Source organism: Flavobacterium sp. HSC-32F16 (assembly GCF_024171645.1).
Taxonomy (GTDB): domain Bacteria; phylum Bacteroidota; class Bacteroidia; order Flavobacteriales; family Flavobacteriaceae; genus Flavobacterium.
The window spans coordinates 840,694-855,689 of sequence record NZ_JALKAC010000001.1 but is presented as its reverse complement, the minus strand read 5'-3'; the positions used below and the strand labels follow the sequence as shown (position 1 = coordinate 855,689).

The following is a 14,996-nucleotide window of genomic DNA, read 5'->3' as shown; positions in this document are numbered from 1 at the left end:
ACTTTTTAAAAAATGAACTTATTCAACGTTTACCCATTATACGACATAACTCCAGTAAAAGCAATTGATTGTACCATTATTGACGACAAAGGAGTAGAATATTTAGATTTATACAGCGGACATGGTGTGATTTCTATCGGACACACACAGCCTGATTATGTAGCAAAATTGAAGAATCAATTAGACCATTTAGGATTTTATTCGAATGCGATTCAGAATCCTTTGCAGGTTGAATTGGCTCAGAAATTAGGAAAACTTTCCGGTTTAGAAGATTACGAATTGTTTTTATGCAGTTCTGGTGCTGAAGCTAATGAAAATGCTTTGAAATTAGCTTCTTTTCATAATGGAAAATCAAGAGTTGTTGCTTTTGATAATTCTTTCCACGGAAGAACTTCTGCAGCAGTTGCTGTTACAGATAATAAAAAAATTGTTGCGCCATTAAACGCACAGCAAATTGTTACTTTTTTACCTTTAAACCAAATCGAATTAGTTGAAGCTGAATTAGCGAAAGGTGATGTTACAGCAGTAATTATCGAAGGAATTCAAGGAGTTGGAGGTTTAGATCAAGGAACAACAGAATTTTTTCAGGCTTTAGAAAAAGCGTGTAAAAAACACGATGTAGTTTTGATTTTGGATGAAGTACAATCTGGATACGGAAGAAGCGGAAAATTCTTTGCGTTCCAGCATCACGGAATCAGCGCTGATATTATTTCAGTTGCAAAAGGAATGGGGAACGGATTTCCGGTTGGAGCCATTTTAATATCTCCAAAATTTGAAGCAAGTTTCGGATTATTAGGCACAACTTTCGGTGGAAGCCATTTATCATGTGCAGCAGGGATTGCAGTTTTAGATGTAATCGAAAAACTAGATTTACAAAAAAATGTAAATGAAGTTTATGAATATTTCTTAGAGAAAATTAAAGAAGTTGACAGCATCAAACAAGTAAAAGGAAAAGGCTTGATGCTTGGAGTAGAATTTGATTTTGATGTTGCTGCTTTAAGAAAAAAACTAATCATCGAAAAACATATTTTTACAGGAAGTGCAAACAACAAAAATCTTCTAAGAATTTTACCGCCGTTGACAGTGAAAAAAGCTGATATTGATACGTTTATTGTTGCTTTAAAAGAAAGTTTAGAAGAACTTAAAAATTAATGAAACCAGGGAGAAAAATTTTAGGTGTTCTTTTAATAATTGGTGTTTTATTTCCAATGTTACTTTTTCTGAATCCATTTGCATGGGGAATGAGAAGAGCACCTGAATATGTTCGTTCAGAAAGACTTGAAAAAGTTCTGGAAGACTTGAAAAATGAGATCAATAAATCTGAAGATATAGAAATTGATACTTATAATAATACACCAAACTTATGGTATTTGCGAGATTGCCAAAATGAAAAGCTGGATTCTTTAGAAAATTTTGAAATTCAATTCTATGAAGTCAAAAATGATTCTTTTGCTAGAGAAAAAATCAAGAAGTATGTACCTTTAATTGGAGAAGAAATTGGTTGTAAATGCTATGATTCTTTGATATTTAAGTTTGAGTTGAAAGAAAATGAAATGCAGCAATCAGTTATTGGATTTAAAATTAAATAAGATGAAGAATAACTTTTTAATTTCAGATTCATTTCTCAAATATCAATCAGCAGCCTATTTGTTTGTAATATTATGGACTGTTTTAATTGCAAAAGTTCAGAGTATGTTTGTTATTTTCAAATATACAGAATTGATAAATCAAGTTCTTTTTTTTATATATTTTGTGGTGGTATTGTCTTCTGTTGTAGTATTAATAAAGCAGATTTCAAGAATTTATTTTTTTTCAGAAAGTAATATAAAACGAAGTGTATGGATTGTAGTTAATATTTTTCTGTATTACGGAGTTCTACTGGCTGATCTATACCTAGTATCACAATTTAGATTTTAAAAGACAACCAAAAACAACCAACTAAATTATGAATCCATTATCAATTGAAAAACGAAACTTGGTTTTGCGGACTATGGCAAAGCTGGTTGAGCAGGAACGGAGTCAGATAATCTTAACGAATCAAGAAGATCTTACCGATTACGACGGTTCCGATTTAGCGATGGAAGAACGCCTCAAAGTAGATGATAAAAAAGTTGACGAAATGATTTTGTCCTTAAACCAATTGGCTTCACAGGAAGATCCCGTTGGCGTTGAGCGTTTTCATTTTACACATAATAATGGAATAAAAGTCATAAATAAAACCGCTGCTTTCGGAACGATTTTAATAATTTATGAATCTCGGCCAGACGTTACAATCGAAGCGGGAGGAATTGCTTTTAAATCCGGAAATAAGATTTTATTAAAAGGAGGAAAAGAATCTCTAAAGTCAAATTTAAAGATCGTAAGTCTTTGGCACAAAGCTTTAGAAGAAAACGGAGTTTCGAAAGATTGGGTTGAATATTTGAATTACAACAGAACAGAAACTCAGGCATTTTTAGAAAAACCAACTCAAAAAGTTGATTTAATAGTTCCAAGAGGCGGAGAAAAACTAATTGAGTTTGTAAAAGCACACGCAACCTGCCCGGTAATCGTAAGCGGACGAGGAAATAATTTTGTTTACGTTCATAAAGATGCTGATACAGATTTAGCCTTAAAAGTAATTTTAAACGCCAAAACAGCCAAAATATCTGCTTGTAATGCCGTTGACAAGGTTTTAATAGATTCTAAACTGCCCAATTTTGAAGGTTTTACAGCAATGTTGATTGAAGCTTTAGTAGAATCAAAAGTAGAAGTTATTGTAGATAAATCTCTGGTAAATTTCGAGAATACTAAAACACTTCAGAACGAAGATATTTGGTATGAAGAATTTTTAGATTATAAAATTGTAATCGGAACTATTGATTCTGAGGAAAATGCCATCGAAAAAATTAATAAATATTGCGGAGGGCATTCTGCAGTAATTATTACAAAAGATGATAAAGCGGCACAAGAGTTTATGGATGCCGTGGATACCGCTGCAGTTTATCAAAATGCCTCAACCCGGTTTACAGACGGCGGACAATTTGGTTTAGGCGGAGAATTAGCGATAAGTACAGATAAATTGCATCAGAGAGGACCAATTGGTTTGCAACACCTTGTAACCAATAAATGGTACGTATACGGAGAAGGACAAATTAGGTAATTGAGATAATTAGTCAATTAGATAATTAGAAATTTAGATTGTAATTGTTGAATTCTGATTTTTGGAATTTGGAATTTAACTATAGACAAAGCTTTGCGAACTTAGCGTTTGTAAACACAAAAAATATAAAAAAACCTTGCGCCCTTTGCGTTAAAATAACTTAGTGCCTTAGCGCCTTCGTGGCAAAAACAAAAGACATGGCAAAAAAACGGATTTTATTAAAAATAGGAAGTAATACTTTAACCAAAGAAACTAATCATATTTCGCGGGGAAAGATTGAAGACCTTGGAATACAGATTGCGGCTTTAAACGACGAGTATGAATTTATTATAGTGAGTTCAGGAGCAATTGCAGCAGCAAAGCAATTTGTAAAGTTGGACAATCAAGATAAAGATGTTTTTGTGAAACAGGCTTTAGCTTCTATCGGACAACCTCATTTAATGCGGATTTACAATGAAAACTTTAAGGATTTAGGATTGAATACTTCACAGTGTTTGCTTTCTTATTCTGATTTCGAAAAAGAACAGACCAAAAAAAACATTGTAAATACAATTAATGTTTTGGTTAAGAACAATTACATTCCGATTATCAATGAAAATGATACCGTTGCCACAGATGAAATTCGGTTTGGAGATAATGACAAACTAGCAGCTTTAACGGCTGTTCTTTTAAATGTTGATATTCTGATAATTGCTACTAATACAAACGGGATTTATAAAAAAGATTCTATTCACGATGAAATTCCGGAAACAATCAAATTGGTAAATGATTTGAAATCATTAGAAAAAGAAATCGGTGAATCAAAATCATCACACGGAACAGGAGGAATGAAATCCAAAATAGAAGCTGCTGCAATTGCAAAAGCAGCCAATATAGAAACCTGGATTGTGAATGGATTAAATGATAATTTTATTTTAAAAGCATTAAAAGACGAAATTCCATTTACTAAAATAATCTAATGAGTCAATTAGAAAATTAGTGAATTAGATAATACACAATTATCCAATTTTCTAATTATCACATTATCTAAATTAATAAAAAAACAAATGAACTATATTTCAATAAAAGATATCGACTCATTATCAAAATGGGTTAAAAGCGCGATCAAGATCAAAAAAGAGCCGCTTAAAAATAAAAAATTAGGTAAAAACAAAACCTTAGGAATGTTATTCTTCAATCCAAGTTTAAGAACGCGTTTGAGTACACAAAAAGCGGCTTTAAACTTAGGAATGAACGTAATGGTAATGAATTTTACCAATGAAGGCTGGACATTAGAATTCGAAGATGGAGCAGTTATGAATTCAGGTGCTTCAGAACATATCAAAGAAGCGGCCGAAGTGGTTTCACAATACTGTGATATTATCGCAATTCGTGCTTTTGCAGGTTTGGTTGACAAAGAAAAAGATTATCAGGAAACTGTAATTTCAGGATTCTTGAAATACGCAACTGTGCCAATTGTAAATATGGAAAGTGCCGTTCGTCATCCAATGCAGTCTTTGGCAGATGCCATTACGATGGAAGAGTTTAAAACAAAACACAAACCAAAAGTAGTGCTTTCGTGGGCGCCGCATCCAAAAGCTTTGCCTCAGGCAGTTGCCAATTCATTCGTAGAAATGATGCAAATGCAGAAAGATATGGACTTTGTAATTACACATCCGGAAGGTTACGAATTAAGCCCGGAAATTACGAAAGATTGTAAAATCGAATACGATCAAAACAAAGCTTTTGAAAATGCCGATTTCGTTTACGTAAAAAACTGGAGTAACTTCAACGATTACGGAAAAGTAACCAACAGCGATCCAAACTGGACCGTTACAGCCGAAAAAATGGCTTTAACTAACAACGGAAAATTCATGCATTGTCTTCCGGTTCGTCGTAACGTTATTGTAAGTGACGAAGTTTTAGACGGAGAAAATTCAATCGTAATCGAACAAGCGAATAACAGAACATATTCAGCACAATTAGTTTTACAAAAGATTCTTAAAAAAATATAATTTTTTGAGGTGCTAAGGTTCTAAGTTTCTGAGATGCTAAGAAACTGCTGAACAAAAACCTTAGTCCCTTAGAACCTTAGTCCCTTAGAACCTCATGAAAAAAGTTACCGTAATAAAAATAGGTGGAAACATCATCGATAATCCAGCAGAGTTAGAACAATTTTTAACCGATTTTTCTAAAATTGAAGGCTATAAAGTTTTAGTTCACGGCGGTGGAAAATCGGCTACAAAAATGGCGCAGAGTATCGGTTTGGTTCCGCAGATGATTGACGGACGCCGAATTACAGATGCTCCAATGCTGGACGTTGTAGTCATGATTTACGCGGGACAAATCAACAAACATATTGTAGCGCAATTGCAGGCCAAGGACAACAACGCCATTGGTTTTTCTGGAGCTGACGGTAATTTGATTCAATCTGTAAAAAGAAATCATCCAACTATTGATTACGGATTTGTAGGCGATGTAAAACAAGTGAACACCAAATTATTGGCCACTTTATTAGAAGCTGGAGTTGTTCCTGTTTTCTGCGCGATTACGCATGATAAAAACGGACAATTACTAAACACAAATGCTGATACGATTGCAAGCGAATTATCAATTGCATTATCGGAAGTTTTTGATGTGACGCTGACATATTGTTTTGAAAAACAAGGTGTTTTACAAGATTCAGAAGATGATTCATCTGTAATTACAGAAATAAACGAAACATTATATAAAAAGCTAAAAGAAGAAAAAGTAATCCATTCCGGAATGATTCCGAAACTGGATAACTGTTTCAATAGTTTATCAAGAGGTGTACAGAAAATCAAAATTGGGCATCATAAAATGCTCCAAAATCCAGATGTTCTGCACACAACAATTACGTTATAAAAGATGTTGGCACGAATTACAAGAATTGACACTAATTTTTGCTGTTAAAAGAGAAAATAATTTTAGACTTACATTAAAAAGTTTATTTTGATTTTAAATCTGTCACAAAAAAATAATTTGTGAAAATTCGTGCAATTAGTGGCAAAAAAACACAACTGCGCAGTGCTTTTAGAATTTAATTTTAGAAATTTGCGCAAATAAAAAATGTCACAGATTTAATTAAAAACTTTGTGACTTCGAGCCTTCGTGGCAAAGAAACCATAACTATGAAAAATATTGCAACGCTTACCCAAGAAGCAATTAGTTTATTAAAAAGCTTAATCGAAACCCCTTCATTTTCTAGTGAAGAAGACCAAACAGCCCTTTTAATCGAAAATTGGTTCAATCAAAATGAGATTCCTTTCAAGAGAGAAAACAATAATGTGTGGGCTTTCAACAAATATTTCGACGAAAATAAACCAACACTTTTACTAAACTCACATCACGATACTGTACGACCAAATCAGGCTTACACAAATGATCCGTTTAAAGCGATCGAAAAAGATGGAAAATTATTCGGATTAGGAAGTAATGACGCAGGTGGATGTTTAGTTTCTTTATTAGCAACTTTTGTTCATTTCTACGAAAATCAGAATCTTTCGCATAACATTGTAATTGTAGCTTCCGCCGAAGAAGAAAGCAGCGGGAAAAATGGTTTAAACAGTGTTTTAAAGCATTTACCAGAATTAGATTGTGCGATTGTTGGAGAACCAACTTTAATGCAATTAGCGGTTGCCGAAAAAGGTTTATTGGTTCTTGATGTAAAAGTAAAAGGAACCGCAAGCCACGCCGCGCATCAAAACGACGATAATGCATTATATAAATCAATTCCAGTGATGGAATGGTTTAAAAACTATAAATTCGACAAAATCTCAGACGTTTTAGGCCCTGTAAAAATGACCGTAACACAGATCAATGCAGGAAAACAGCATAACGTTGTACCTTCGGAATGTGATTTGGTGGTAGACATTCGTGTAACAGACCGTTATACAAATACTGAGATTTTGGAAGTGGTTAAAGCAAATGTAAATGCCGAAGTAACGCCAAGATCTATGCATTTAAATGCATCGTCTATTCCAGTTGCGCATGGTTTAGTTCAGGCAGGAATTGCTTTAGGAAGAACAACGTATGGTTCGCCAACACTTTCAGATCAGTCAGTATTGAGCTGTCAGTCTTTAAAATTAGGACCAGGAGAAACGTTGCGTTCGCATTCGGCAGATGAATTTATTTTTGTAAATGAAATTGAAGAAGGAGTCGACTTGTATATTAAAATACTAACTGATTTCTTTAAATTATAATTAAATGAATTAAACCCGACAGATTTTTAAAACCTGTCGGGTTTCTAAAAATAGTACCTATGAAACTTTGGGAAAAAGGAATACCAACAGATAAACAAATCGAGCAATTCACAGTTGGAAACGATCGTGAACTGGATTTAGTTTTAGCAAAATACGATGCTTTAGGTTCAATCGCTCACGCCAAAATGTTAGGACAAATTGGTTTGCTTACTGCTGAAGAAACAACTTCTTTAGTTGATGCATTAAACGAAATCATAGCCGATATCGTAGTTGGGGATTTCGAAATCGAAGACAGTTTCGAAGACGTACATTCTAAAATAGAATATCTTCTTACGGCAAAATTAGGCGATGCAGGAAAGAAAATCCACACCGCACGTTCTCGTAACGATCAGGTTTTAGTTGATGTTCATTTGTATTTGAAAGACGAATTAAAAGCGATAAAAGAACAGGTAAAAACATTGTTTGACTTGTTAATGGAATCGGCAGAAAAACATCAAAATGTATTACTGCCAGGATATACACATTTGCAAATCGCGATGCCATCATCATTCGGAATGTGGTTTTCTGCTTACGCAGAAAGTTTAATTGATGATATTACGATGTTAAATGCCGCTTCAAAAATTGTAGACCAGAATCCGTTAGGATCTGCTGCGGGTTACGGAAGTTCATTTCCAATCAACAGAACATTTACAACACAGGAATTAGGTTTTGAAACTTTAAAATATAATGCCGTTGCCGCACAAATGAGCCGTGGAAAAGCAGAAAAAACAGTTGCTTTTGCCATGACAAGTGTTGCAGGAACGTTATCAAAATTTGCAATGGACGTTTGTCTGTATATGAGCCAGAATTTTGATTTTATTGGTCTTCCGGCGCATCTTACAACAGGTTCGAGCATTATGCCTCATAAAAAGAATCCTGATGTTTTTGAATTAATCAGAGGAAAATGCAATAAGATTCAAGCGCTTCCGTACGAAATCACCCTGATCACTAATAATCTTCCAAGCGGATATCACAGAGATTTACAGCTTTTAAAAGAAGGCTTGTTTCCGGCAATTCAAAACCTGAAAGCTTGTTTGGATATTGCTATATTTTCGATTAAAGATATTACAGTTAAAGATCATATTTTAGAAGATAAAAAATACGATTATTTGTTTACAGTTGACACTTTAAATGAAATGGTTGTGGAAGGAATGCCGTTTAGAGATGCTTACAAAGCCGTTGCAGAACAATTGGAAGCAGGAACATACAAATCTCCAAAACAAACAAAACACACGCACGAAGGCAGTATTAATAATTTATGCCTTGACGCTATTAAAGATAAAATGAAAACTGCTTTCTAAAAGTTTATTCTTTAAATAATTTTAAGCCGATTTGTAACGAATACAAATCGGTTTTTTTATTTAACTAAAATAAGTATTCATACTTTAAGAAAATCCGGCCTAATTCTCTAAATTTGAGAATTGATCATTTTTAAAACAAAAATATGACGCAATTTGACGAACAGGGATCTCAAGCTCTTTATGATAAAAAATTAATAACCGAGAATCAGTTTGAGGAAATTAAGGAGTATCGAAATCTCAATATTTTTTCTTTAAATGTAGAATTGAAATTACTGCTTTCGATTTCAGTTTTAATGTTTACTTCCGGAATTGGAATTCTTATCTACGATAATATTGACAGCATTAGTCATATTGCCTTGCTTGCCATTTTGTTTATTGCAATTTGCGGTTGTTTTTATTACTGTTTTAAAAATTCTAAAGGTTTTCAAAAAACAGAAACCACATTCGAAAGTCCTTTTTTAGAGTATTTGGTCTTAACAGCCAATGTTCTTACCTGTATTTTTATAGGTTATCTTCAATTTCAGTATGAAGCCTTCGGAACACATTATGGACTTGCAACTCTCGTTCCAACAATTGTCAGTTTTGTTTGTGCCTATTATTTTGATAACAAAAGTGTACTCACAATTGCGGTTACAGGTTTGGCAGCATACATCGGACTTTCGGTAACACCGCAGGATATATTTAACGAAAGCAGTATTTTAGCTTATAAAAGTTTAAGTTATTCGGCTGTTATGCTTGGAGCTTTACTTATTTTATGGACCGTTTATAGTTTCAGAATTAACTTGAAGACACATTTTGCCATAATCTATCTCACATTTGCACTGCATATTATTAGCATTGCTTCTATTGTTAAAATGGCTGATTATTATGACTATTACAGTTCGTGGCTTCTTTTTACAGTATTTCTTATAGCTTCTTCGGTTTACTTTTACAAAATCAGCCATCAGTTAAAATCAATGTCTCTTTATGTTTTTATGATTATTTACGCTTTTACAGGTATAAATGTTTTTCTGTTTAGAATCTTTGAACGTGTTGATTTTAGTGATATTTGGCAGTTATTTATTCTTCTGCTTCCAATTTATTTCATTGGTTCAATTGTGATTTTTATAAAACTGATTAAAAATTTTAATAGAGAGATTGTAAAATGATAGTACATGATAAAAATTTATTAAACAATTCAGTTTTAATTGACGAAGCTGAAAATCTTGAAAACGGAGGTTTTATAAGCAAAGAACAAAAAAAACTGATTAAAAAGGAACTTCCGTCTTTTAATAGTCAAAGTAATATTTTAGTCCGTATTGGATTCTTTTTGCTTGGATCATTCCTTTACTCCTCTATTTGTGGTGTTATTGCACTTATAGGCTTTAGCGGTGCATCAGATTCATTTTTGAAAGTCTGCCTTTATCTTTTTGCTATTATTGGTTTTGTTGGAGCTGAATTGCTGTCCAATCAAAAATATCATAATCATGGTTTGGACGATGCTTTTATTTTAGGCGGAATTTTAAATCTGGGTATTGCAGTAACCCTTTCAACAGAAAATTACAATACCGGAATTGTGCCTGCTGTTTTTGTGGCGATTGCTTCGTTTATTGCTTATAAAAGATATTTGCATTTAATGTCTATGCTGGTTTTTTGTTTGGCTTCTGCTGCGGTATTATTTTTCGGAATGTTTGAGATTGGAGACGTTGGTAAAACGATTCTGCCTTTTGTGGTAATGCTGGTTTCAGGAGGTTTTTATTTCTTTACCAAACAGAAAATTAATCATTTAAAAGAAGTTTATTATTATAACGGATTAGTATTAGCTAATAGTTTCTGTTTGATTCTGTTTTATCTTTCCTGCAATTATTTGGTAGTAAGAGAGCTGTCATCAGAACTTTTAGGGGTAGATGTTCAGCCGGGGCAGGATATTCCGTTTTCTTATTTCTTTTATGCTTTTACGTTTATTGTCCCGATTGTGTATTTAGTTCAGGCATTAAAAACGAAAAATAGAATCATGCTATGGATTAGTTTTGCCACAATAGCTTTTACGGTATTTACAATCCGATTTTATTATTCAGTTCTGCCAATTGAAGCTGCATTAACTCTTGGCGGATTAATAATGTTTGCAATTGCTTATTTTTCTATTCAAAAATTAAAAAATAAAGAATCAGGATTGACTTTTAAACCAGACAGAATAAAACATTCAAATACTATTCTTGATGCTCAAACCTTGATTGTAGCCTCGTCTTTAGGACTTAAACCAGAAATAAAAACCGAATCGCCAATGGATTTTGGAGGAGGAGGATTCAGCGGAGGCGGATCTGGAGAAAGCTTTTGATTAATTATAAAAAGTTTATAAACAAAAAACGCTGAATTAAAAATTCAGCGTTTTTTGTTTTCAGGAAGAATCTTAATCAAGATATTGTTCGTATTCTTCTATTTTAGTGTGTAATCGATTTTCTAAGTAAGCGTTGCCTCCCTTTAATTTTTCTAAAATAATTGCGGCTTCAGCTTTATAATTTCTTCTTTTAAGATTGTCCCAGGTTTTTGGAGGTTTCTGTAAATTGGTAATTCTGTCTGCTAACTTAACTGCCCAAACTTCTTTTTTAAGTTTCGAAATTCTGGTTAAACTATCCAGCATTTTTTCTTCTTTAGGTAAATCGCTGTTTTTTGTAAGTGCAGAAACTCCTTCGGCAATTTCAAGTCCAAATTCACGTTCCAATTCCTCAAATGTAGTATTGGTATCTTCCAGAGTATCATGAAGTAAAGCAACCTGAGTTGCAAAATTTAAATCAAAATTTTCAGTGTTATTCGATGCAATTAAAATTTCCATCGTAACATTGCTCAAATGAATAACATAAGGAAGATTAGAATCAGTAATAGTCTGATTATTTTCTAAATGTTTTATTGTCGCAAAAATTATTGTTTTTTGGTAAGCCGTTTGAACATCCATTCAATTAATTTTAGAATTAAACTTTACTTTTTAAAGCTTCAGCATCAATATCGCTATGCGAAACATTGTAGACAGCTTTTCCGTTTTTAATTAAAATCAATTGAGGCGATTCATGATAAACGCCAAATTTGCTGGCAATTTCATTTGAAATATCTCTATGAGCGATTAAATCTAAAAAATAAGCATCAACAACACCTTCAAGATCAAAATCTCTTTCAAATTGTTTTAGTGACATACGGCTGATACTGCATCTTGTACTGTGTTTAAAAATAACAACCGGCTTTGTATTAGAAATAGCTTCTATTTCCATTAACTGAAGAATATCAGTTAATTCTGTCCAGTTTACTTTACTTTGTGAAGCTTCTGAGTTCTCTGAACTTCCGAAGATTGAATTAAAAAAACTCATATTTGGCTGATTTTATGACTTTTTGACATCTTAAAATGATAAAAATCACGTTTTTAATGTCATTTTGTCTTTATTTTTGTTATGGAATATAATTTGTTTATTCCAGTACAAAGTTAGATTATTTTGAGTTAAAAATGTATCTCAATAAATTGTAACTTTAATGTAATCGAATATTTCAAACAAAAAAATCAATCAAATCGAAAAAATATGAATATAAACAAGTTTACTATTAAATCGCAGGAAGCCATACAGTTGTCGCAGCAATTAGCACAACGAAACGGCCAGCAGCAAATTGAAAATGAACACATTTTCAAAGCTATTTTTGAAGTTGATGAAAACGTAGCACCATTTATTTTAAAGAAACTAAATGTAAATGTGCCGTTGTTTTTACAAATTCTCGACAGTACAATTCAGAGTTTTCCAAAAGTTTCCGGAGGCGATATTCTGCTTTCGAGAGATGCAAACAAAGCTTTAAACGAAGCAGAAATTATTGCACAAAAAATGAACGATGAATACGTTTCGATCGAACATTTAATTCTGGCAATTTTTGATTCAAAAAGCAAAGTTTCTCAAATTTTAAAAGATCAGGGAGTTACCGGAAAAGGGCTGAAAGCAGCAATTGAGGAACTTCGAAAAGGAGAAAGAGTAACATCAGCTTCGGCCGAAGAAACTTATAATTCATTAAATAAATACGCTAAAAACTTAAATGAGTTAGCAAGAACAGGAAAATTAGATCCGGTTATTGGTCGTGACGAAGAAATTCGTCGTGTTTTACAGATTTTAACCCGTAGAACAAAAAATAACCCAATGCTTGTTGGTGAACCCGGAGTGGGTAAGACCGCAATTGCCGAAGGTTTAGCTCATAGAATTGTTGATGGAGATGTTCCGGAAAACTTAAAAGATAAAATCGTTTTCTCATTAGACATGGGAGCGTTGATTGCCGGCGCAAAATTCAAAGGAGAATTTGAAGAGCGTTTAAAATCAGTGGTAAAAGAAGTAACTTCTGCCGAAGGAGATATCGTTTTGTTTATTGATGAAATTCACACGCTTGTAGGCGCAGGTGGAGGAGAAGGCGCAATGGATGCGGCCAACATCCTGAAACCCGCTTTGGCTCGTGGTGAGTTAAGAGCAATTGGAGCTACTACTTTAGATGAATATCAAAAATATTTTGAAAAAGATAAAGCCCTTGAAAGACGTTTCCAAAAAGTATTAATTGACGAACCGGATACTGAAAGTGCGATTTCAATTTTACGTGGAATTAAAGAGAAATATGAAACGCATCATAAAGTTCAGATTAAAGATGAAGCGATTATCGCTGCTGTTGAGCTTTCACAGCGTTACATTACCAATCGTTTTTTACCAGATAAAGCAATTGACTTAATGGACGAAGCGGCTTCTAAACTTCGTATGGAAATCAATTCAAAACCAGAGGAATTAGATGTTTTGGATCGTAAAATTATGCAGTTAGAAATCGAGATTGAAGCCATAAAACGTGAGAAAGAAGAAAATAAACTGAAAATCTTACGCATGGATTTGGCAAACCTGAAAGAAGAACGCAACGAAATCTACGCAAGATGGAAATCTGAAAAAGATATTGTTGACGGAATTCAGGCTGTAAAACTAGAAATCGAAGATTTTAAATACGAAGCGGAACGCGCAGAACGTGAAGGTGATTATGGAAAAGTAGCCGAAATTCGTTACGGAAAAATAAAAGAAGCGCAAGAACGTCAAGAAGTTTTACAGAAACAATTGCAAGAATACCAATCTGGAAATTCTCTTATTAAAGAAGAAGTAACTCGTGAAGATATTGCAGAAGTTGTAGCAAAATGGACTGGAATTCCAGTTATGAAAATGCTTCAAACGGAAAGGGAAAAACTATTGCATCTGGAAGATGAATTACATAAACGTGTAGTAGGGCAGGAAGAAGCGATTGAAGCAGTGAGTGACGCCGTTCGCAGAAGCCGTGCTGGTTTACAGGATATGAAAAAACCAGTTGGAACTTTCTTGTTTTTAGGAACCACAGGAGTTGGTAAAACGGAGCTTGCAAAGGCTTTGGCCGAATATCTTTTTGATGATGAAAATGCCTTGACACGTATCGATATGAGTGAGTATCAGGAACGTCACAGCGTAAGTCGTTTAGTTGGTGCACCTCCGGGATATGTAGGTTATGATGAAGGAGGTCAATTGACTGAAGCTGTTCGTAGAAAACCATATTCTGTAATTTTGTTAGATGAAATTGAAAAAGCGCATCCTGATACATTCAATATTTTATTGCAGGTTCTTGATGAAGGCCGATTAACAGATAATAAAGGTCGTCTTGCCGATTTTAAAAACACGATTATTATTATGACATCGAATATGGGAAGTCATATTATTCAGGAAAAATTTGAAAACCTGAAAGGAAGTGTTGAGGCAGCTACAGAAGCCGCTAAAAACGAAGTTCTGGGATTGTTGAAACAAACCGTTCGTCCGGAATTTATAAATCGTATTGACGAAATTGTAATGTTTACGCCGCTTACAATAGATAATATTTCTAAAATTGTGAGCCTGCAATTAAAGAGCGTTACAAAAATGCTGGCGCTTCAAGGAATTACAATGGATGCAACTCCAGAAGCAATTGCCTACTTGTCAGACAAAGGTTATGATCCGCATTTTGGTGCAAGACCTGTAAAACGTGTAGTACAGAGAGAAGTTCTAAACCAATTGTCAAAAGAAATTCTGGCAGGAAATATAACAACAGACAGCATTATCTTACTGGATGCATTTGATGGTAATTTGGTTTTTAGAAATCAAACTCAGGAAGTAAAATAAGTAGAGACGCACTGCTGTGAGTCTCTGACTATCAATAAGAAAACACCAGCAGAAATGCTGGTGTTTTTTTTTGTTTATATCCGTGAATAATGAAACTTTTTTTAAAATTCATATAAATGAAATTTTAGGTTTAATTCTCAAATTTACAGTAACATAAAATCAAATT

13 protein-coding genes are annotated in these 14,996 nt (G+C 33.6%); 11 read left to right on the top strand and 2 right to left on the bottom strand.

What is annotated here, in order from left to right; translation table 11 throughout:
- Window positions 1-12 precede the first annotated feature (12 nt).
- The 10 genes from L1276_RS03785 (at window position 13) to L1276_RS03740 (ending at window position 10,998) form a co-directional block, all read left to right on the top strand.
- A complete protein-coding gene (locus tag L1276_RS03785; RefSeq protein WP_253785605.1) occupies window positions 13-1,152 on the top strand; it encodes an aspartate aminotransferase family protein in 1,140 nt (379 codons plus the stop codon).
- Window positions 1,152-1,589: a hypothetical protein gene (locus tag L1276_RS03780; protein WP_253785603.1), complete on the top strand. Its 438-nt coding sequence runs from the start codon at window positions 1,152-1,154 to the stop codon at window positions 1,587-1,589. Before L1276_RS03785 ends, L1276_RS03780 begins: the two co-directional genes overlap by 1 nt.
- A gap of 356 nt (window positions 1,590-1,945) precedes the next feature.
- A complete protein-coding gene (locus L1276_RS03775) occupies window positions 1,946-3,139 on the top strand; it encodes a glutamate-5-semialdehyde dehydrogenase (RefSeq protein ID WP_253785601.1) in 1,194 nt (397 codons plus the stop codon).
- A 197-nt stretch (window positions 3,140-3,336) separates the two neighbouring features.
- Complete coding sequence (gene proB, locus L1276_RS03770; protein WP_253785598.1) at window positions 3,337-4,098, top strand: glutamate 5-kinase; 762 nt, start codon at window positions 3,337-3,339, stop codon at window positions 4,096-4,098.
- An 87-nt stretch (window positions 4,099-4,185) separates the two neighbouring features.
- Window positions 4,186-5,133 carry an N-acetylornithine carbamoyltransferase gene (locus L1276_RS03765; protein ID WP_253785596.1) on the top strand — a complete coding sequence of 316 codons (948 nt, stop codon included), beginning with the start codon at window positions 4,186-4,188 and terminating at the stop codon, window positions 5,131-5,133.
- A gap of 94 nt (window positions 5,134-5,227) precedes the next feature.
- The gene (gene argB, locus L1276_RS03760; RefSeq protein WP_253785594.1) at window positions 5,228-6,004 is read left to right on the top strand and encodes an acetylglutamate kinase; all 777 of its coding nucleotides are present in this window, start codon (window positions 5,228-5,230) and stop codon (window positions 6,002-6,004) included.
- A 266-nt stretch (window positions 6,005-6,270) separates the two neighbouring features.
- Window positions 6,271-7,341: a M20 family metallo-hydrolase gene (locus L1276_RS03755; protein ID WP_253785592.1), complete on the top strand. Its 1,071-nt coding sequence runs from the start codon at window positions 6,271-6,273 to the stop codon at window positions 7,339-7,341.
- Window positions 7,342-7,400: 59 nt separating this feature from the next.
- Window positions 7,401-8,681 carry an argininosuccinate lyase gene (gene argH / locus L1276_RS03750; protein WP_253785590.1) on the top strand — a complete coding sequence of 427 codons (1,281 nt, stop codon included), beginning with the start codon at window positions 7,401-7,403 and terminating at the stop codon, window positions 8,679-8,681.
- Window positions 8,682-8,824: 143 nt separating this feature from the next.
- Complete coding sequence (locus tag L1276_RS03745; RefSeq protein WP_253785588.1) at window positions 8,825-9,829, top strand: DUF2157 domain-containing protein; 1,005 nt, start codon at window positions 8,825-8,827, stop codon at window positions 9,827-9,829.
- Window positions 9,826-10,998: a hypothetical protein gene (locus L1276_RS03740; protein WP_253785586.1), complete on the top strand. Its 1,173-nt coding sequence runs from the start codon at window positions 9,826-9,828 to the stop codon at window positions 10,996-10,998. Before L1276_RS03745 ends, L1276_RS03740 begins: the two co-directional genes overlap by 4 nt.
- A gap of 72 nt (window positions 10,999-11,070) precedes the next feature.
- Here L1276_RS03740 and L1276_RS03735 read toward each other — a convergent pair whose 3' ends face one another.
- Window positions 11,071-11,613, bottom strand: coding sequence for an HD domain-containing protein (locus tag L1276_RS03735; RefSeq protein WP_253785584.1), 543 nt, complete (start codon window positions 11,611-11,613; stop codon window positions 11,071-11,073).
- A gap of 16 nt (window positions 11,614-11,629) precedes the next feature.
- Window positions 11,630-12,019, bottom strand: a complete 390-nt coding sequence (gene ytxJ, locus L1276_RS03730) for a bacillithiol system redox-active protein YtxJ (RefSeq protein WP_253785583.1) — start codon at window positions 12,017-12,019, stop codon at window positions 11,630-11,632.
- A 207-nt stretch (window positions 12,020-12,226) separates the two neighbouring features.
- On the opposite strand from ytxJ, the gene clpB reads away from it, so the two are divergent.
- On the top strand, window positions 12,227-14,830 hold the full coding sequence (gene clpB / locus L1276_RS03725) for an ATP-dependent chaperone ClpB (RefSeq protein ID WP_253785581.1): 2,604 nt from the start codon (window positions 12,227-12,229) through the stop codon (window positions 14,828-14,830).
- The last annotated feature ends 166 nt before the right edge of the window (window positions 14,831-14,996 follow it).